A 17,911-nucleotide genomic window follows, 5' to 3' on the forward strand; every position below is an offset into this window, starting at 1 on the left:
CGACAGTCGTTCGGTTCGAAAGAAGGGTATGAGCGAGCCGCAAACGACGGCGAACGACCGTGAACAGTCGGCTGCCGACGCGGACGGCGACACCGGACCGACGCTAGCACCGACCGGAACGCCACCGCCCGGCCCGCGCGGGCTTCCGCTGGTCGACAGTACTCTCGCGTTCGTTCGCGACCCGCTCGAGTTCTTCTCCTCGATGCCCGAGTACGGCGACGTCGCGCGATACGAGGCCTTTGGCCGCGAGTTCGTGGTCGTCTCGGACCCGGGGCTCGTCGAGGAGGTGGTCGTCGCCCGCGACGACGAGTTCTGGCGCGGCGGGTTCGAGCACGAGTTCGGCGAGCTGCTCGACGTCGAGGGGTTGTTCTTCGCGGAGGGCGAGCGCTGGCGCCGCCAGCGTCTGCTCCTCCAGAACGCCTTCACGCCGGCTCGAATCCGGAGCTACGCCGACGATATGGTCGTGGAAGCCGTCCGGCTGGTCGAGAGCTGGTCGGATGGTGAGGTCGTCGACGTCCGGGAGGCGATGTCGACCCTGACGCTGCGAGCGCTGACGCGGTCGTTGTTCGATCTCGAGTTCGGAGACGGACGCGCCGATCGCGTGCGACGCTGGGTGCACGCCATGGGTGCGTACAGCGACAGCGAGTTCTTCGGCGCCCGCGCCGTCCTCCCGACGTGGATTCCGAGCCGGGCCGAACGCGAGTATCGGCGTGCAACGGCCGACGTCGAGGCGCTGGTCGAGGAGCTGGTGACCGAACGTCGCGGGTCCGAGGCGGACGGCGACGACCTGCTCTCGCTACTCGCGATCGGTGAGTACCCCGACGGCTCGAGCCCGCCGGCCGAGGAGATCACCGACCAGTTGCAGCTGTTCCTGCTGGCCGGCCACGAGACGACGGCGACCGCGCTGACCTACGCTTGCTGGCTGCTGGCCGGCACCGAGGACGTTTGGTCGGGACTCGAGTGGGAGGTCGACGCTGTCTGTGGCGAGCGGGATCCGACATTTGCGGACCTGCCCGACCTGGCCGTCACCGAGGCCGTCGGACGGGAGGCGATGCGTCTCTATCCGCCGCTGCCGTTCCTCCAGCGCGAGCCCCACGAGGAGACCGTCCTCGCCGGCTACCGGATCGGATCGGGAACGACGGTCCAGTTGAACATGTACGGCATCCACCGCGACGAGCGATGGTGGGCCGATCCAGACGTGTTCCGGCCGGATCGATGGGTGGCGAACGACGAGGACGCGGACGGGGACGAGCGAACCGTCCTCGCTGACCCCGACGACCGACCCGAGTACGCCTACTTCCCCTTCGGCGGTGGCTCGCGCCACTGCATCGGAATGCGGTTCGCGATGACCGAACTCCAGCTCTCGCTGGCGACGATGGTTCGACGCGTCGACCTCGAGCGAGTGACTGAGTCGATCGATCCCACGCCGAAGATATCGCTCGATTCCGGTCCAGTCGAGATGCGAGTCCGAAAGCGGTGATGGCTCTCCGATCCGTTACTCGAGGACCAGCGCCTCAGCCCGTGCAGGTCCTCGATCTCGTCGGCCGGCGTGACATCGAGGTCGATGTGCTAACAGTGCGACCGGCGAACGAACGTCGACTCGAGCCCGGCCCGTTCGGCCGCGACGATATCGCTCTCGCTGTCCCCGACGTACAGTGCAGACTCCGGTGACGCCGCCAGATCCTCGAGTGCGCGCTCGAGGTAGTGTGCGTTCGGCTTCTTCAGTCGAAGGCTCTCCACGGTCATCTCGCGGCCGTAGTAGGTGTCGACGTGCGTTCGATGAGTACGCCGTCGCTGTCGAAGAGCAGGGCGTCGTACGCTGTCACGCGCAGCGATACTCCGAACGGCCAGCTGATCGTTTCGGTCGGATGTTCGTGCAAAAACGGTCGAGTTGCAGTTCGAGACGAACCGACTACGCGATCTTGTCGTACTGATCCGAGAGCTTCTCGGCGGCCTCGCCGAGCTGGTTGCGCTCGAACTCCGTCAGGTCCCACTCGACGATCTCCTCGACGCCGTCGGCGCCGAGCTTCGCGGGAACGCCGAAGGCGGTGTTCTCGTGGCCGTACTCTCCCTCGAGGACGACGCTGCAAGGCAGCACCTCGCCCGTATCGCGGAGGATGGCCTCGACGGTGTGACCGACGCCCGTCGCGGGGCCCCACTGCGTGGCGCCTTTCTTCTCGATGACGTTCATCGCCGAGGTCTGGAGTTCCTCGAGCAGTTCCTCCTTCTCGTCGTCGGTGAACTCGAGGTCCCTCCCGTCGACGCGGACCTTCGAGAAGGCGGGAACCTGGGCGTCGCCGTGCTCGCCGAGGATCGTCGCCTCGACGTTTTGGACGGGGACGTCGAAGCGCTGGGCAATCACGTAGCGAAAGCGGGCGGAGTCGAGCCGACCGCCAAAGCCGATCACCTGCTTGCGGCTCCGATCGCCGGCCTCGTACAGGTGGCGGTTGAGCAGGTCGACGGGGTTCGAGGTGGTGACGGTGACGAAGTCGTCGTTGTGCTCGGCCAGCGAGGAGCCGATGTCCTCCATGATCGGTGCGTTGTCGCCGGCCAGATCGATCCGGGTCTGGCCCGGCTGGCGCGGAATTCCGGCCGTGATGACGACGACGTCCGAACCGGCGGTGTCCTCGTACTCGCCCTGTCGGATCGTCGTGTTCGAATCGTAGGCGACGCCGTGGTTCGTGTCGGCGGCCTGGCCGATCGTCGTCTCCTCCTGATCCGGGATGTCGACGAAGACGAGTTCGTCCGCGATGTCTCGGAGCGCGATGTTGTAGCCTGCGGCGGCACCGACCGTGCCGGCCGCGCCGACTACGCTAACTTTCGTCATACCACGTGAAACTGCACCATCCCAGGCGTTAAATCCGTCGGATCGTCCACGCTCACCCGAGACTGACGATGGATTATACGTCAATCGTCGAAATGCGCCGTCGGGCTCGACCGTCGAACGGGGAGATGAAATCCGAGTACTTTCACAATCGCTATCATCCCTCGCCCGAGCTATCGATCTCATGGATCGGAACGATCGCCGGATCGCCCGCTTTACCATGCTCGGGCACGCGACGTTCCACCTCTACGAGCTGACGATCCCCCTGTTCGTCGTCGTCTGGCTCGAGGCGTTCGACGTCTCCGCGGCCGTCCTCGGGACGGTGGTCGCCGTCGGCTACGCACTCATCGGAATCGGAGCGCTCCCCAGCGGCGCGCTCGCGGACTCCTACGGCTCGAAGCGGCTCGTCGTCCTCTCGATGGCCGGGATGGGTGGGGGGTTCGTGCTGATCGCGGTCGCGCCGTCGCTCCCGCTGCTCGCGGTCGCGCTCGTACTCTGGGGCGCCGCAGCCAGCCTGTACCACCCCGCCGGCCTCTCGCTGATCACCCGCGGTTCGGAGCGCCAGGGAACCGTCCTCGCGTACCACGGCGTCGCCGGCAACGTCGGCACCGCCGTCGGCCCGCTGGTCGCTGCACTCTTGCTTACGTTTCTCGACTGGCGGCTCGTCGCTGGACTGTTCGCCGTCCCCGCCGCTCTCGCGATTCTCGTCGCAGGCCGTCTCGAGTTCGTCGAGCGGACGGCGACCGATCCCGACGAGTCGACGGCGACCGACGCTGACGGTCTCTCGGCGATCGTCGCGCAGTCGAGGGTACTGTTCGTCGGCAGCTTCCTGCTCGTCTTCGCCATCGCCGTTCTCGCGGGAACGTACTACCGCGGGCTGTTCACGTTCCTCCCCGACGTGCTGGCGGGGCTGCCGGTGTTCGAACCCGTCGAGATCGCGGGTGAGACGTTCGAGCCGAGCCAGTATGCCTATGCCGGCCTGCTGCTCGTCGGCGCTGCGGGCCAGTACACCGGTGGCCGCCTGAGCGACAGCCGTTCGCCCGAGCGAACGATCGTCGCCGTCTTCATCGCGCTGATCGTCGTCTCGCTGTCGTTCCCGGTCGTCACGTCGTTCGGCCTGTTCGCAACGGTCGCGATCTGTGCGCTGCTCGGTTTCTTCGTCTTCATGGAGGCGCCGATCCACCAGGCGCTGATCGGCGAGTACGTCGCCGCTGACGTCCAGGGGCTGTCGTTCGGCTACACCTACCTCGGCGTGTTCGGGATCGGCGCCGCGGGCGCGTCGATCGCCGGGATCGCGCTCACCTACGGCGGCACGGCCCTCCTGTTCGTCGCGCTCGCGGCGCTTCCGACCGGCGGGCTCGTCCTCGCCACGATCCTCCTCGTTCGATCCCGGCGCCCGTCGCCGTAGTTCGGGACCGAACCGGTCTTCCCGCTCGCCGTCGCGTCTCCGAGCATGCGCGTCAGCGTCATCGGCGGCGGACGGATCACGGAGGAGGCGACCGCTCGAGCCGAGGCCGTCGGCCGGGAGCTCGGCCGCCGAGGGCACACGGTCGTCTGTGGGGGGCTCGGCGGCGCGATGGAGGCGGTCTGTCGGGGCGCCAAAGCGGAGGGTGGGACGACGATCGGCATCCTCCCGACGGAGCGACCGGAGGATGCGAACGAGTACGTCGATGTCCCGATCGCGACCGGGCTCGGCCACGCCAGGAACGCGCTCGTCCCGCTGAACGGCGAGGCGGTGATCGCGCTCGCGGGGAGCCACGGCACCCTCTCGGAGATCGGCTTCGCCGGCGTCTACGACCGTCCCGTCGTCGGCCTCGAGACCCACGACCTGCCCGGCGTCGAAACCGTCGAGACGCCCGAGATCGCGGTCGACGCCGTCGAAGCCGCGGTTTCGAACTGAGCCTCGCCTCGAGTCGCGTCCTTCGGACTGTCTCCGTGATGCACGATAACAGATAACACCCGGAACGTCGACGCTACAACCGACGTTCCGGGAGCGACGTGAGCGACCGACCGCTCAGAGCGATCACGAGGTGAGCACATGGCAACCCAGACCGAATCCAACACGGAACTCGTTCGACAGTATCTGGCCGCGTTCAACGACCGGGATCGGGAACCCCTCTCGGAACTCCTCGCGGAGGACGTGGTCGAGCACGGCATTCACGACGAACGCCACGGCGTCGACGAACTCCTCGAGAAGCTCGAGTCCCATTTCGAGCCGTTGCCGGACTACTCGGGGACGACCGAGACGATGGTCACCGAGGGCGATCTGGTCGCGGTCCGGTACACGGTCGGCGGGACCCACACCGGCGCGTACCGCGACGTGGAGCCGACGGGCCACGTCGCGGAGTGGACCGGCATGGCCATGTACCGAATCGAGGACGGCGAGATCGCCGAGGTCTGGCTCGAGGAGGACCGGCTCGGACTGCTCGAGCAACTCGAGGTCGTCGACCCCCCGGCCCACCTCCGAACCTGACCGGTATCGCTTTTTCCCCGCCGGATCTGGACGCCGACATGAGCGACGTTTCCGATCCGTACGTAATTCGTGATCGACTCCCCGAACCCGACACGTTTGCCGCCCTACGCGAGGCAACCGGAATGACTCCTCGCTCGCTCGAGGGGATCGAGCGGGGGCTGCCGAACTCGTTGTTCGGCGCCGTCGCCGTCCACGAACCCACGGACGAGACCGTCGGAATGGGGCGAATTGTCGGTGACGGCGGCACGGTGTACCTGCTCTCGGATATCGCGGTTCATCCCGATCACCAGGGACGCGGACTCGGCACGCGGATCGTCCGGCGACTCGAGGGCTACCTCGAGCGCGAGGCGCCCCCCGAGGCGTACGTCACCCTGATCGCGGACGTCGACGACTTCTACGAGCGATTCGGGTACGAGGACGTCCGCCCCGCCTCAAAGGGGATGTACCGCCGCACGGAGTAGGGTCCGCAGGTTTTTCGCCGCTGGGCCGCCTTCGAACGGGTATGAGCGACTTCGACAAGGAAGCCGAGCGCGAGAAGCTTCGCGAGAAGTACGAGCGCGACAAGGCAGAGCGGGAGGCCACCCAGCGGATGAGTGACCTCCTGCTCAAGGGAGCGACGATGACCAACAGCCACTGTGGCACCTGCGGCGATCCCCTCTTTCAGCAGGACGGAACGACGTTCTGTCCCAGCTGTCACGGCAACCCCGACGCCGTCCAGGGGACGAATCTCGAGGCCCAGCCGGCCGAGGACGTGGCCCCACGGGACGACGCCGACGAGGAATCGGATCGCCCCCAGCCCGAGATCGACGGCACGCGGTCCGAGACCGACGAGGACGGCCCCGAGACGGCACCCGAGCGTCCGGGCCAGGGGCAGACCGCTGACACCGACCCGGCGGGCGACGCGAGCGCACGCCCGTCCTCGCCGCCGTCGAGCTCGACGGCCGACGGAGAGGTCAGAACACAGTCCCAGGACGACCCGTCTCGCGATCCGGAGTCCGATCGAGCACAGCGAGACGGACACCACGACGAGCCGCATCGCCCCGGCGAACTGTCACGACGGCCGACCGACTCGCGAACGCGAGCGTCGTCGGGAACCGGCGACCTCGAGAATGCCCGCGCCTCGCTGGTCGCGGCTCTCGAGAAGTTCTCACGGGAGGCAAGCGAAACGGACGATCCCCGCTACGCCCGGGAGTGTCTTGAGGCTGCCCGGGAAGCCGGGAAAACCCTCGAGACGCTGCGCTAGTCGAGAAACCGCTCCTGGACGTTTCCGGTCGGCATCATACACTGGTCTTTCTTGCCGAACACGCGATAGCGGTTGGCGGCGACGACGTCGTACCCCCAGTCTCGGAGCCGTCGCGGGAGGTATCGCAGCGGTCGCCCGAGCGCGTAGACGCCGCCGAGGCGCTCGCCGATCCGGAGAACGGCCGCGGACTTGACGTATGCGTCCTCGCCTTCGATCAGGACGATCGAATCGAGGTGGGCCTCGGCGAGGCCGTGGTCGGCCAGCAGCCGCTGGCCGACGTCGGACTGCAGCGACGCGAAGTGAAAGACCTCCTCGTCGTCCCGCGGCACGATAAACTGGACGAATCCGGCACAGAGGTTACAGACGCCGTCGAAGAGGACGATCGGCTCCTCGTCGGGAATCTCCTCGCTCATTGCCAGGAGTTGGAGTCGATCGCAGTTCAGCATTCCGGTCGGAGACACAGACCGCACGGACCCAACGGCTCGATTCTTAGGAGTCAGGCGGCTGGATTTCCGTCGGCTCGTTGTCGCCACAGCCGTGTGCGGAGACCGGTCTGATCTCCCGGTCGCGGTCGCTCGGATCGCTTACGGTGTCCATGGTGACGGTCTCGACCACCTGATACATGTTGACGTGGGTGAGCTCCGTCCCGTGTTCTTCCTCCCAGCTCGTACAGATGTACTCCGCCAGGTACTCGTCGGCGTCGCTGGTTCCCTGGATTCCGCCGCGCCGGACGCTGTTCATGTAGAACCGCTCGCGGTAGGAGCCGTACTGCTCCTGGAGCTGGCTTCCCTCGTATGGTCGGTCGTAGGAGACCGACGCCTGGCCGTTGTAGACGTCGACCACCTCGCCGTCGGCGGTCTGTGCCGGGAAGACGTAGTAGCTGTCGGTCGTCCGCGGGGTCGGTGCGAAGACGCTCCAGTCGGGCTGGTCGATGCTCAACTGCTGGGCGCGGTCCTCGATCTGTTCCTCGACGACGGTCTCCTCGTCGGCGAGGCCGCCGAGCGGAACCGTAGAGAGGGCCACGAACAGCACGATCGACAGCACGACGATCCCGAGCGCCGCGTTGTAGCCCAGCTCCCTCGCGCGTCGCTGGCGTTCGCCGCCGAACCGAACGTCCGGAACGCGTCTCGCGAACCGCACGAGCCGTTCCCGGCGGACCTCGAGCCCGTCGAGATCGAGCTCGAGGAAGCGAGCGACCGCCTTCAGATCGTCCCAGAACTGTGCCTGAAGGAACAACATGACGCCGGCGATCGCGACGTAGGGGAACGCACCGATCCGCACCGTAACGATGAACGAGGCGTGCGAGGCCACGAACATCCCGACGAGAGCCATCCGTAGCCGGCCACGCAGCACGAACAGCAGCCAGGAGAACACCAGCATGTAGAACCACGTCAGTCCGCCGATCTGGAGCAACGTCTGGAACTCTCGGAGGTAGGGGGCGAGAAAAAACGTCGTGTCGTGGAGGCCCATGATCAGCGGCGTCGCCTCGCCGCTCGTCCAGAGCTCGTCCTGGGCCTTGTGGTAGCCGTTGACAAAGTACATGACGACCATCTGGGCGAGAATAAGCGCCGACGCGACGCTGGCGATCCCCGCCCGGGGCTCCCGGTCGGCGTGGACGGCGTCGATCGACCACCGCTCGCCGAGCGGCAGGAAGATCGCCCAGAACAACAGGAGCCGGAACAGCGTGTCGGCGTAGCTCAACACCAGCGGGTTGTGGTGGTCGAGCGAGACCACGAGCAGGAATGAGAGAATCGTGGCGATCCGGGTCTTGTAGCCGACGATGAGCTGAACGGCGATCAATCCCTGGAGCACGAACAGGCCGGCGATGACGGTCGGATCGGTCGTGTAGTGATAGATCGAGATCGCCCCCTCGGAGCTCATCGCCTGTGCCAGCGACTGGGGGACGGCTCCGTCGTTCGTGTAATAAAACGAAAAGTTTCGACTCCGAAGCAGCAGGTCAGCGACGATCAACAGCCCGACGACCACCCGAAAGACCGCGAGCGTTCGCGTGTCGATCCGGACCCGGTCGGCGACGCCTCGCCGGACTCGAGCCGAAAGCGAGCGGGGGTCGAGCGCGCCGTTACTCATCGCTCGCCCGCGCCGCGGTCGGCCGGTCTCTCCCCGTATCGCGTTCGGAGGAGCGTCTGGTCTCGTGACTGTACTCGCCGTGCGAGTCGTCGCCCATCATTGGCACCCTTGGCTGGCCGCCCGGCTTCGGGTCGAGAGCGCGGGGTTCCCGCGCCCCCACCGTGGAGGGAACGAGGCGGCCATTCTACACGATAATCGATACGCAACCAGTATATATGTTCCGTTCGTGAGGATCGATCGCTGCGTTCGATCCGGCCGGTAGCGTTCGCCTCCGTCATCCCGTATACTCGCTGCCGATCACGTCGCGGATCCGTTCGGCGGTCACCCGGCCGACGCCGTCGGCAGCCGTTAGTTCGTCCTCGGTCGCGATCATCACCGCCTCGACGGTGCCGAACTCCTCGAGCAGCGCTCGAGCGGTGACGGGACCGATCTCGGCGATCGAGGAGACGACGTACTCCTGCTGTTCGGCCATCGTCTTCGCCTGTTTTTCGCCGTGGACCGACACCTCTCGGTTGGAAGTCTCCTGTTCGCGGCCGGCGATTACCGCAAGCAGCTCGGTCGTGTCGGCTTCGCTTTCGGTCCGGAGGACGCTCGCGCCGAAGTCGACGGCCAGACTCGAGAGCGCGCCACGGACGGCGTTCGGATGGACGTCCCGCTGTTCGTACAGCCCCTCGCCCTCGACGATTACGATCGGGCGGGCGTAGTGACGGCCCATCGCGCCGACCTGCTCGAACACCGAGCGGTCGCCGCCGACCAGCGAGTCGACGAAGTCCGCGACGGACTTGCGCTCGACGGCGACCCGGTCCGACAGCACGTAGTCGCCGACTTCGAGGGTCTCGAGGCGGATCTCGTACTCCTCGCGTCTCGAGAGTTCCCGTGCGATGTTGGCGTCCATCTCGCGCTGGTCGGCGACGACCTCGACCGCATCGCCCTCGGCGTGGGGTTCGTGGGTCTCGACGCTTCCTTCCGTGACTGAGTCGGTGCTGTCCGAGCCGTCGCCACCACTGCTCGAGTCCGAGCTCTCCTCGGCGAACTCCTGCAGCCCCGGTCGCTCGTCGACCCCCCCGTTTCCGCTGGAGGTCCCGCTGCCCGGTTGCGGTTTTCCGCCCTCGGGATTTACTTCCGCTCCGCTCTCGAACGCCGCGAGCGACTGCTGGGCGTCGTCGAGTTCCTCCTCGAGGTCGTCGGCCATCCCCTTTAGCTCACGGAGTTCGGACTCCATCTCCTTCTCACGGCGCTTCGAGATCCAGAAGTAGGCCTCGTCGCGGGTGTCCTCTGCCAGCAGGACGACGACCCGTCCCTCCGACTGGCGTCCAGTGCGGCCCTTGCGCTGGATCGACCGGATCGCCGTCGGGACGGGCTCGTAAAAGAGGACGAGGTCGACCTCGGGGACGTCCAGTCCCTCCTCGGCGACCGACGTCGAGACGAGCACCTCGAACTCCCCGCCCCGGAAGGCGTCGAGGACCTCCTGCTGTTCTTTCTGTGTCATCCCGTCCGACCCCTCGCGGTCGCCCTGGCCGACGAACCGCTTCGCGTCGAAGCTCTCGTTCAGGAAGTCGGTTAGTGCCTCCGCGGTGTCGCGCGATTCGGTGAAGACGATTACCCGGTCGCCGCCCTCGAGCCCCAGGGTCTCGGCGAGCAGCATCCGCGTTTTCCGATACTTGGGGTGGAGCTGGTCGAAGCGCTCGGCCTTTCGCATCGACTCTCGAACCCGGGGGTCAGAGACCATCCGCTGGCTGGCCTTCGAGGCTCCCGAGGAGCGAGCCTGGTTGCGCTGGCGGTCGAAGTACCGCCGCAGGGCCTCGACGCTCTGGGTCTCGACGAGGGTTACGGCCTGGCGGAGCTTCATCACCTCCGCGTGGACGGACATCCCCTCGAACCCCTCCGACTGGTCGTTGTTGATCAGTTTCTGGAGTTCCGCGCGCATCCGGTTCAAATCCTTCTGGGACTGGTCGGGCTGGGTCGAGGAGGCCACTCCGAGCTCCTTTAATTTCTCGAGGCGATCTTTGATCACCTCGTTCAGGGCGTCGCGGATCTCGAGGACCTCCTCGGGAAGCTCGATGCGTTCCCACTCGACGTCGGTGTCGTGGGTGAACTCCGCGACGTCGGCGTCCTCCTCAGTCATCACCTCGACCTCCTGGAGGCCGAGGTTCTCACAGACCTCGAGGATCGCCTCCTCGTCGCCGCCAGGCGAGGCGCTCATTCCGGTCACGAGCGGATCGTTGGCGTCGGCGTGGTAGCGCTCGGCGATGTAGTTGTAGGCGTAGTCGCCGGTCGCGCGGTGGCACTCGTCGAACGTGCAGTGGGTGACGTCGGCGAGCGAAATTCGGCTACCGACCAGATCGTTCTCGATCACCTGGGGGGTGGCCATCACGACCGTCGCGTCCTTCCAGAGGGCCGCTCGGTCGTCGGGGCTGACGTCGCCGGTGAAGACGACGATCTCGTCGTCCGGTATCTGGAGGGCCTCGCGGTAGAACTCGGCGTGTTGCTGGACGAGGGGCTTGGTAGGGGCGAGCATCAGCGACGTGCCGCCGACCTCCTCGAGCCTGCGGGCGGTCACCAGCAGGCTTACCGTCGTCTTCCCCAGTCCCGTTGGGAGACAGACGAGCGTGTGGTGGTTCGCGGCCGTCCCCGCGAGCTTGAGCTGGTAGAGCCGGCGCTCGAGGAAGTTCGGCTCGAGCAGAGGGTGGTCGATCGTCGGCTGGCCGCCGTCCTCGTCCGTCGCTGCCATTGCCGGGCGTTCATCCTCGCCGCGAATAAGGGTTCGCGTATCGGGGTGAAAGTGAAGCCGACGGAAACGTCTTTGCCGAAACGGAGCGATGATGATTTCGTGAGCGAACGAATCTGCGTCTTCGAATCGACCTACGCGGAACTCGAGTCGCTACGGGGGGCGGACGAGACGTTCGACGACGTCGTCTCCCCCCTGCTCGATGGGCGGCATCGGCGAGTCCATACCGGAGCCGGATACTGGCGTGACAGCGACGCGTCCGAGTGTGCGCGGCAAACTCGGGTCGAACTGAAGCGCGACGTCGGCCTCGAGCGCTGCTGCCGGGACTGACGCCGTTCACTCGCGTCGTGCGTTGCAACGAATCTTCCAAGCGCCTGCGGCCCGTCGAGGGTGTATGGAAACCTCGAGGGACACTCTCAGTCTGCCGGAGCCCCGTTCGATCCTCACGGCGATCGGCTTCGTCGTCCTGGTCAACGCCGTTGGCAGCGCGCCCGCCCTGATCTCGTCGTCGGACACGGCCTGGTTCCAGGCGCTCGACAAGCCCTGGTTCTACCCGCCCGGCATCGCCTTCTCGATCGTCTGGACGCTACTGTTTACCCTGCTCGGCGTCGCGCTCTGGCTCGTCTGGCGCAGCGACAGCGACGGACGACGGCTCGCGCTCGGCCTGTTCGTCGCCCAGATGGCGGTCAACGTCTCCTGGACGCCCGCGTTCTTCTCGCTCGAGCGACTGCTCGTCGCGTTCGGCATCATCGTCACTCTCTGGGTGCTCGTCGTTGCGACCATCGTCGCCTTCCGGCAGGTCGACCGTCGCGCCGCCGCCTTGCTCGTTCCCTACCTCGCCTGGATTACGTTCGCCGCCGTGCTCAAATTCGAAATCTGGCGGCTGAACGCCTGATGTGGAACCGCAGCGAGCACCCTCAGCTCTCGATACCCCCTCAACACTCCCCGGGTAGACGCGGCCGGTTCGGATCGACCGCGTGTGCGAGCACCTCGAGCCCGGTCCCGAGCGGGTACTCGAGGATCTGGGCCGGCTCCTCGAGCACGCGTCCGAACACCAGCTCCGACAGTCGAGCGACGGGGTTCCAGGTGTCGTAGTAGGCGTCGTACACCCCACCCATCGCCTCGGTCTCCATGTACCCGCAGAGGACGTAGCCGTCGGGTCGGCGCTCGAGGACGATCGACTCGGTGTACATGTTCTCGGCCTCGAGCATCGCCCCGCTCCAGCGCTCGACGGGGCCGAGCTCGATCTCGCCGGCTGTGACGCGCCGCGAGAGGCCCGCGAACCGATCCGCGAGCCGCTCGGCCAGCCCCGGTTTCAGGTGCAACTGGACGAGGTCGACGTCGACGCCGTCCTCGAGCCCCGCCCCGCCGACGACGAGGGGGCCGTCGTCGGCTCCCGTTGTAGTGCGGGGTCGGTGCGGGTTGACCGCGTGGACCAGCAGCTCCCGATCGACGCGAGTCTCCGTGGCGGCGAGGGCGTCGTGCTCGAGGGGAAACGCCGCCTCGACCCGCGACTCCGGATTCTCCCAGTCGGCCGTCGCGGAGCGGGGAACCTCGACGTACCAGAGCAGCTCGGGATCGTCGCCCGCGTCGAGAATCAGCGAGGCCGTGGTCGCGCCCTCGAGGCCGAGCAGTGGTCGGGGGTCGTCGGGGTTGGCACAGCGCTCTGCAACGGCTTCGCGAACCGACTCGAGGCGATCACCGTCGACGCGCCGGCGGACGAGAAACGCGCTCGCGTGGCGCTCGGTGATATACCTCGAGTCGCTCACTACTGATCCGCGACGCCTGCGATACTGTACGTAGCCCAGGCCGGCGACGACGACGGTTCCCAGCGCGAGACTCCGGCATCCCCACGATTCGAGTGCCATACTGGATCGTCGACGCGAGCGACGTTCGCAGTGTTCCCGAAACCCATCGGCCATTCAAGTATGCTCCGTCCGTACGACCGACCGTGAAGTCAGTCGGCATCGAACTGCGCTACGAGCGAGATGCGCTTTCCCCGATCCACGAGGGGATCTGTTCGTCGCCCGCCCTCGAGCGCGAGCTGATCCTCGGTGGGCAGGCCGTCGACGGCGTCGAGACGATCACGTCGTTCGTCGACGGCGAGCCTGCGGCCTACGAGCCGCTGATAGCCGACAGGGAGCGGGTTCACGAGTACGAACTCACGCCTGCCGAGGACGGCTTCTTCCTCTACCTGCGCCAGGAGCTCGGCCCCGAGGGAGCTTCGTTGCTGGACGCGCTCGCACAGGAGACGGTCGTCGTCGTCCCACCGATCGAGGTTCGCTCCGACCGAACGATGCGACTGACGCTCGTGGGCCACCCTGACGATCTCGGCACGATCCTCGAGACGGTTCCCGACGGCGTCTCGCTGGACGTCCTGTGGGCCCGCGACGAGCTGACCGTCTCCGGGAGCGTCTCGGACCGCCAGCGCGAGGCCCTCGAGGTCGCTCGAGAGCTCGGTTACTACGAGGTGCCGCGCCGGAACGGGATCGAGGCCGTCGCGGCCGAACTCGAGTGTGCCGTCTCGACGGCCTCCGAACTGTTGCGGCGGGGCGAGTCCCGAGCAGTTGCGGGAGTCCTCGACGGGGAGCCGTGAGCAACCCGAAGAACGGACGAGCGGGATATGGACCTCCACAAAACACTTGGACACATGATGTGTCTCTCGGGCATGTACGGCGATTCGAACCCGACCGGCGCTTTCGGGAGCGTTCACGCGGTGCTCATAGTCGTTCTCGCGCTAGCGATCGGCGGGACGTTCGGATTGTCCCGTCTCGGGCTGTCGGGCGGGTCCATCGGTGCCGCCTTTATTGTTCTTCTCGCCGGTTTGCTAGCTCTCGCGTGGCCTCTGTTTCGGAAGGCCCAACCGCGCCACGACCGGAATCGTGAGTAATTCCTCGAGCACGATCGCCGTCCTCGAGCGGTCGTGACGGCGACGAACACCACGGGTACGCCGCCAACGCCTCGTCTCGCGAAACCCTCCGATGAGAAGACCGCGTTCGGTTCGGACCCACCAGTTGGTTCGCTCTCGGCGAGTGCGACGGACGAACGCTCCCGGTGGATGCCGTACTGTACTCGGCTTACTCGAGAGCGTCATAGAACCGTTCTCATGGGGTCGTTTCCATCCCTATTTCGGCGAACCAACCGCTACGTAGAGGGTGCGAATGTAACGGTGCGTTCAGTGCGGTAGGAAAACAGATGTCCGCACAGTCTGTAATACTTCTTATGAAAGAGACTTCCACTGGGTCACATCCGTTACTGGGTGCTGACGAGCGGACACGGATTCTTCGGTCGTTTCTGTTTTCGCTCGCTCTAACCCCGTTATTACTGATGATTGAGCCTGCCCGTCGGATTGTCTCGCTTGAGGCAACGCTAGTGGCTATTGCAGTAGGTATATTTCTCGGGATTGTGGCAGCCATTGGACTGGCCGACATCAACCTTCAGAATGCCAACAGCGTGACGGCATCAATTGTAGCCCTCGTTTGTATCTCTGTGGCCACCATCGTCGTGTGGTTGATTGTGCCCCACCAGCATATCGGGACTTTCACTCAGTTTACAGTCGCGTTCATCTGGGCAATGCCCATTACTGAACTGCTTTATTATCGCCTCTGGGCACACGAACCCAGCTAAGGGCACGGTTACCTTCCTGATACTCCCCCACCCTCTATTCAGCAGACGTTTTTGACAGCTATCTGTGGAATCGAGTACTGCGCCGTTACCTACTTGCCCTGTACGTACCGCTTACGTCGGGTCGTCGAGAAAGGTATGCGGACCGCTCTGTGACTCCCGCTTAGTTCCCTATCCGCTGTCGGTGATGTTCACCGCCGCATTAGCACCGATTGCAGACTCCGGACACCGATCCCGTACCGTCTACCGCTACAGAAACTCGAGTGCCAGGTACGCCAGTACGCTCGCGTAGATCGGGATCGTCAGGTTGTCGTCGACGATGAAGTCGCCGATCTGTACCTTGATGCCGTCGGCGATCGTTGCCCCCACCGCCGCGGCAAGCACGGCCAGAGGTGCCTCGTAGAGGAACGGGGCGGCGAGGACGGCGCTGACGACGAACATCGTAATCAGGACCCTCGGCCCCTTGATGGTCTTGAGGGTGTCGTCCGAAACCGCGCCGCTGATCGGGTCGCCGATCGCGAGCATTAACATGGCAGGGAGGGCGATCGCGGGCTGAAAGAGGAGCACGGCCACCGTCATGCTGACCATGTAGTAGCCGTAGCCGGCGAACTGGTCCTGTTCGTACTCGCGGGTGAGCTTGTCGTAAATCGTCCAGTCCAGGCCGACCCGCAGCCGCAGGAACTCGAGACCGATGACGCCGAGTGCGAGGAACACCATCAGTACGCGAAACCGGTCCCAGGTGAGTCCGAGCTCGAGGAAGCTAGCGAGGAGGTACAGCGCGACCAGCCCTGCCCCGCTCGAGTGGACGAGACGGCGCTTCAGTTCGTCGGCCATCACCGCAATCCTCGAAAGACGGTACCTTCAGTCCGTCGGTTACGTTTGCGTCCGAGCTATCGGGACTCGAATCTGGATTCCCGGGCGCAGCTCGGGCTCATTCGTCCGGCGATTCGACGGCCACGGTACCGTGACTCGAGACGATCACCCGGCAGCCCTCGTATGAAAAGGTCACCTCGACGGGCGTGTCCCGGTTCGACGCGACGAGGTCGACGAGCGCCTCGGGGTCAACGGTCGCAAACAGCGGTGAGAGGTCCTCGGTCTTGCGGTTCGTGACGGCCGCGACGGTCTCGACGATCGCTATAACGGCGGTGGTGTAATCGGTGCCGAAACGGGCGTACGACGCGTCGGCGGTTGGGTCGTATCCCACGACGTCCTTACCGAGCCCTGCAGCGGACGTCGAATCGGATTCGGTCGTATTATCGTTCACGGCTCCTCCCTATGACTGACGTCGTGGTAAGGGGGGACGCTGACCAGTCAGCGTGCTTCCGCACCCGACTTTTCGAAGAGATGACGGAACACCGTCCGCTGTGCTTTGCGAAGGTGCTGGTTGAACGTCTGTCGCGTCACGCCGAACCGATCCGCCAGTTCGTCGCCGGTACTCGTTCTCGGCGTGTCGAAGTAGCCGCCGAAGTACGCGGCGTCGAGCACGGCGAGCTGGCGCTCGGTGAGCGCGTCAGCGACGACGTCGTACAGCAGGTGCGGGGAGTAGACGAGATCCTCGCACACCAGTTCGACATCCCGGTGGAACTCCCGTATCCCGTCGGCGGCCAGCCGGGGGTCGACGTCGCCCGGAAGCTCCCCGAGGAACCGCACCTCGTCCGGATCGATGACGATCGTTCGGGCGCGACCGCCGAGGGAGGGAAAGACCTGTGCGACGGTCGTCGACTCGGCGTGAGCCTCGACGCGGTTGTAGCCATCGGTCGAACTGAGCAATCGCGCGTCGATGTAGTGAGGGACCTCCTCGACGGCGGTGACGAAGTCGCTCGCGGCGAGATCCGCCGTCCCCATGTACTGAACGGTCGTCCCGTCCGGCAGCGGGACGACCGAGTCGATATCGATCCGCGTCTCGCCGCCCTCGATTCGAAGCGACGGCGGGACCGCCGACCCGTTCGCGCGGAACTCGAGTCGGCGGACGTGGTCGCTGGTCAGTCGCTTCTCGCGTCGCTTCAGCTGCGTCACGTCCTCGAAGGCCACGACGACGTACTCGACGTCTCCCTCTTCGTTCGGAACGGGAGCGGTGTTGCTCGAGAGCCACCGTTCGGAGCCGTCGGGCAGTTCGATCCAGTGTTCGAACCCGAACACCGGCTCGCCCGTCTCGAAGACGCGGGCCACGGGATTTTCCTCGTCCGGAACGGGTCGCCCGTCGTCGTAGTAGATGTTCCACTCGCCCGCGTCGTACGTTCGGTCGGTAATCTCCTCCCGCGAGAGGTCGAGTGTCGTGGCTGCTCGCTCGTTCGCGAAGACCATCGTGCCACTCGAGTCGACGACAATGGTGCCGACCGGGTTCACGTCGAACACCAGTCGGGCGAGGTCCTCCGGTGGCGTACACGCCCGCTCGTCCCTCCACCCCTCGGTCGATCCGTCCGTCGATCGGTCGCTCACGGACTCACCTCCGGTCGGCGACGCTGACGCGCCGCGGTAGGGTGGTCGAACGACGACGGGATGACTCGAGGCGGAATCATGTCGTCGGTACGGTCCCAGCGAATATGTGTGTTCCACAGGTTCCCGCCGTGGCGGAACTCGCCGGCTCGATGTCCGTTCGCCTCCATTGCGGTGCTACCGCTCGAGCCCGTCGACGAACCGTGGGACACTGTCCTCGAGCTCCCAGACGTACAGATCCGGCTCCGGGAACTCGTCGGCGAGGGACCCGAGCTCCATCGCGTCGGGCATGATCAGCGTCTGTCCCCACTCCTCGTGTTTGAGCTCGAGCAGTTCGACCTCGAGGACGTCGCCCGACCGGGCTCCCTCGATCCCGACCGGTCCCGTCAGCGGGTGGATCGGCTCGAGGCCGTTGTCCCAACTGCTGTGAACCGCGTCGTCCGCGCTCACCCGATGGTCCACCGAGTACGTCTCGCCTGACATTCGAGTACGGTA

At 65.8% G+C, this 17,911-nt stretch carries 20 protein-coding genes and 1 pseudogene; 11 read left to right on the plus strand and 10 right to left on the minus strand.

Translation table 11 applies throughout. From position 1 onward, the window contains the following. Nucleotides 1-28 precede the first annotated feature (28 nt). Nucleotides 29-1,480, plus strand: a complete 1,452-nt coding sequence (locus QA600_RS03335; RefSeq protein ID WP_278290543.1) for a cytochrome P450 — start codon at nt 29-31, stop codon at nt 1,478-1,480. A gap of 92 nt (nt 1,481-1,572) precedes the next feature. Here QA600_RS03335 and QA600_RS03340 read toward each other — a convergent pair. Together QA600_RS03340 and mdh are read right to left on the minus strand one after the other, a co-directional pair. Next, a pseudogene (locus tag QA600_RS03340) lies at nt 1,573-1,779 on the minus strand (HAD-IA family hydrolase); the annotation flags it as partial. A gap of 133 nt (nt 1,780-1,912) precedes the next feature. Then, on the minus strand, nt 1,913-2,827 hold the full coding sequence (mdh, locus tag QA600_RS03345; RefSeq protein ID WP_278290544.1) for a malate dehydrogenase: 915 nt from the start codon (nt 2,825-2,827) through the stop codon (nt 1,913-1,915). A 181-nt stretch (nt 2,828-3,008) separates the two neighbouring features. Here mdh and QA600_RS03350 point away from each other — a divergent pair, with 181 nt between their 5' ends. The 5 genes from QA600_RS03350 (at nt 3,009) to QA600_RS03370 (ending at nt 6,540) form a co-directional block, all read left to right on the plus strand. Continuing rightward, on the plus strand, nt 3,009-4,232 hold the full coding sequence (locus tag QA600_RS03350; protein ID WP_278290545.1) for an MFS transporter: 1,224 nt from the start codon (nt 3,009-3,011) through the stop codon (nt 4,230-4,232). A 45-nt stretch (nt 4,233-4,277) separates the two neighbouring features. Beyond that, nucleotides 4,278-4,724 carry a TIGR00725 family protein gene (locus tag QA600_RS03355; protein ID WP_278290546.1) on the plus strand — a complete coding sequence of 149 codons (447 nt, stop codon included), beginning with the start codon at nt 4,278-4,280 and terminating at the stop codon, nt 4,722-4,724. A 138-nt stretch (nt 4,725-4,862) separates the two neighbouring features. After that, on the plus strand, nt 4,863-5,297 hold the full coding sequence (locus QA600_RS03360; RefSeq protein WP_278290547.1) for an ester cyclase: 435 nt from the start codon (nt 4,863-4,865) through the stop codon (nt 5,295-5,297). A gap of 38 nt (nt 5,298-5,335) precedes the next feature. Continuing rightward, complete coding sequence (locus QA600_RS03365) at nt 5,336-5,758, plus strand: GNAT family N-acetyltransferase (RefSeq protein ID WP_278290548.1); 423 nt, start codon at nt 5,336-5,338, stop codon at nt 5,756-5,758. A gap of 41 nt (nt 5,759-5,799) precedes the next feature. Beyond that, the gene (locus tag QA600_RS03370; protein ID WP_278290549.1) at nt 5,800-6,540 is read left to right on the plus strand and encodes an Sjogren's syndrome/scleroderma autoantigen 1 family protein; all 741 of its coding nucleotides are present in this window, start codon (nt 5,800-5,802) and stop codon (nt 6,538-6,540) included. Here QA600_RS03370 and QA600_RS03375 read toward each other — a convergent pair. The 3 genes from QA600_RS03375 to QA600_RS03385 form a co-directional block, all read right to left on the minus strand. Then, on the minus strand, nt 6,537-6,953 hold the full coding sequence (locus QA600_RS03375) for a thiol-disulfide oxidoreductase DCC family protein (protein ID WP_049891584.1): 417 nt from the start codon (nt 6,951-6,953) through the stop codon (nt 6,537-6,539). The genes QA600_RS03370 and QA600_RS03375 overlap by 4 nt on opposite strands. A 76-nt stretch (nt 6,954-7,029) precedes the next feature. Then, nucleotides 7,030-8,628: an HTTM domain-containing protein gene (locus QA600_RS03380; protein WP_278290550.1), complete on the minus strand. Its 1,599-nt coding sequence runs from the start codon at nt 8,626-8,628 to the stop codon at nt 7,030-7,032. Nucleotides 8,629-8,902: 274 nt separating this feature from the next. Next, a complete protein-coding gene (locus QA600_RS03385; RefSeq protein ID WP_278290551.1) occupies nt 8,903-11,359 on the minus strand; it encodes a DEAD/DEAH box helicase in 2,457 nt (818 codons plus the stop codon). 99 nt (nt 11,360-11,458) lie between these two features. Here QA600_RS03385 and QA600_RS03390 point away from each other — a divergent pair, with 99 nt between their 5' ends. Then, entirely contained in the window at nt 11,459-11,686 is a 228-nt protein-coding gene (locus tag QA600_RS03390; RefSeq protein WP_278290552.1) for an antitoxin VapB family protein, read from the plus strand. A 64-nt stretch (nt 11,687-11,750) separates the two neighbouring features. Then, entirely contained in the window at nt 11,751-12,251 is a 501-nt protein-coding gene (locus QA600_RS03395; RefSeq protein ID WP_278290553.1) for a TspO/MBR family protein, read from the plus strand. A 40-nt stretch (nt 12,252-12,291) separates the two neighbouring features. Here the strand turns inward: QA600_RS03395 and QA600_RS03400 are convergent, their stop codons facing one another. After that, nucleotides 12,292-13,224, minus strand: coding sequence for a hypothetical protein (locus QA600_RS03400; RefSeq protein WP_278290554.1), 933 nt, complete (start codon nt 13,222-13,224; stop codon nt 12,292-12,294). 83 nt (nt 13,225-13,307) lie between these two features. On the opposite strand from QA600_RS03400, the gene QA600_RS03405 reads away from it, so the two are divergent. From QA600_RS03405 to QA600_RS03415, 3 genes are all read left to right on the plus strand, one after another. Continuing rightward, the gene (locus QA600_RS03405; RefSeq protein ID WP_278290555.1) at nt 13,308-13,952 is read left to right on the plus strand and encodes a helix-turn-helix domain-containing protein; all 645 of its coding nucleotides are present in this window, start codon (nt 13,308-13,310) and stop codon (nt 13,950-13,952) included. A gap of 27 nt (nt 13,953-13,979) precedes the next feature. Next, a complete protein-coding gene (locus QA600_RS03410; RefSeq protein WP_005554906.1) occupies nt 13,980-14,246 on the plus strand; it encodes a hypothetical protein in 267 nt (88 codons plus the stop codon). A 437-nt stretch (nt 14,247-14,683) separates the two neighbouring features. Beyond that, a complete protein-coding gene (locus QA600_RS03415) occupies nt 14,684-14,983 on the plus strand; it encodes a hypothetical protein (RefSeq protein ID WP_278290556.1) in 300 nt (99 codons plus the stop codon). 246 nt (nt 14,984-15,229) lie between these two features. On the opposite strand, the gene QA600_RS03420 is transcribed toward QA600_RS03415, so the two are convergent. The 4 genes from QA600_RS03420 to QA600_RS03435 all read right to left on the minus strand — a co-directional run bounded on the left by QA600_RS03420 (nt 15,230) and on the right by QA600_RS03435 (nt 17,899). Continuing rightward, nucleotides 15,230-15,814, minus strand: coding sequence for a dolichol kinase (locus QA600_RS03420; RefSeq protein ID WP_278290557.1), 585 nt, complete (start codon nt 15,812-15,814; stop codon nt 15,230-15,232). A 97-nt stretch (nt 15,815-15,911) separates the two neighbouring features. Continuing rightward, nucleotides 15,912-16,244, minus strand: a complete 333-nt coding sequence (locus tag QA600_RS03425; protein ID WP_278290558.1) for a HalOD1 output domain-containing protein — start codon at nt 16,242-16,244, stop codon at nt 15,912-15,914. Between the two features lie 47 nt (nt 16,245-16,291). Continuing rightward, a complete protein-coding gene (locus QA600_RS03430; protein WP_278290559.1) occupies nt 16,292-17,419 on the minus strand; it encodes a bacterio-opsin activator domain-containing protein in 1,128 nt (375 codons plus the stop codon). Nucleotides 17,420-17,593: 174 nt separating this feature from the next. Continuing rightward, a complete protein-coding gene (locus QA600_RS03435) occupies nt 17,594-17,899 on the minus strand; it encodes an acetamidase/formamidase family protein (protein WP_345782005.1) in 306 nt (101 codons plus the stop codon). Nucleotides 17,900-17,911: the final 12 nt, after the last annotated feature.

The organism is Natronococcus sp. A-GB1 (genome assembly GCF_029688845.1).
GTDB lineage: Archaea > Halobacteriota > Halobacteria > Halobacteriales > Natrialbaceae > Natronococcus.

Excerpts from the sequence above, each read along its gene's own strand:
- QA600_RS03335 (WP_278290543.1), top strand. The coding sequence starts at position 29 with ATGAGCGAGCCGCAAACGACGGCGAACGACCGTGAACAGTCGGCTGCC.
- mdh (WP_278290544.1), bottom strand. The coding sequence starts at position 2,827 with ATGACGAAAGTTAGCGTAGTCGGCGCGGCCGGCACGGTCGGTGCCGCC.
- QA600_RS03350 (WP_278290545.1), top strand. The coding sequence starts at position 3,009 with ATGGATCGGAACGATCGCCGGATCGCCCGCTTTACCATGCTCGGGCAC.
- QA600_RS03355 (WP_278290546.1), top strand. The coding sequence starts at position 4,278 with ATGCGCGTCAGCGTCATCGGCGGCGGACGGATCACGGAGGAGGCGACC.
- QA600_RS03360 (WP_278290547.1), top strand. The coding sequence starts at position 4,863 with ATGGCAACCCAGACCGAATCCAACACGGAACTCGTTCGACAGTATCTG.
- QA600_RS03365 (WP_278290548.1), top strand. The coding sequence starts at position 5,336 with ATGAGCGACGTTTCCGATCCGTACGTAATTCGTGATCGACTCCCCGAA.
- QA600_RS03370 (WP_278290549.1), top strand. The coding sequence starts at position 5,800 with ATGAGCGACTTCGACAAGGAAGCCGAGCGCGAGAAGCTTCGCGAGAAG.
- QA600_RS03375 (WP_049891584.1), bottom strand. The coding sequence starts at position 6,953 with ATGAGCGAGGAGATTCCCGACGAGGAGCCGATCGTCCTCTTCGACGGC.
- QA600_RS03380 (WP_278290550.1), bottom strand. The coding sequence starts at position 8,628 with ATGAGTAACGGCGCGCTCGACCCCCGCTCGCTTTCGGCTCGAGTCCGG.
- QA600_RS03385 (WP_278290551.1), bottom strand. The coding sequence starts at position 11,359 with ATGGCAGCGACGGACGAGGACGGCGGCCAGCCGACGATCGACCACCCT.
- QA600_RS03395 (WP_278290553.1), top strand. The coding sequence starts at position 11,751 with ATGGAAACCTCGAGGGACACTCTCAGTCTGCCGGAGCCCCGTTCGATC.
- QA600_RS03400 (WP_278290554.1), bottom strand. The coding sequence starts at position 13,224 with ATGGCACTCGAATCGTGGGGATGCCGGAGTCTCGCGCTGGGAACCGTC.
- QA600_RS03410 (WP_005554906.1), top strand. The coding sequence starts at position 13,980 with ATGGACCTCCACAAAACACTTGGACACATGATGTGTCTCTCGGGCATG.
- QA600_RS03415 (WP_278290556.1), top strand. The coding sequence starts at position 14,684 with ATGATTGAGCCTGCCCGTCGGATTGTCTCGCTTGAGGCAACGCTAGTG.
- QA600_RS03420 (WP_278290557.1), bottom strand. The coding sequence starts at position 15,814 with ATGGCCGACGAACTGAAGCGCCGTCTCGTCCACTCGAGCGGGGCAGGG.
- QA600_RS03435 (WP_345782005.1), bottom strand. The coding sequence starts at position 17,899 with ATGTCAGGCGAGACGTACTCGGTGGACCATCGGGTGAGCGCGGACGAC.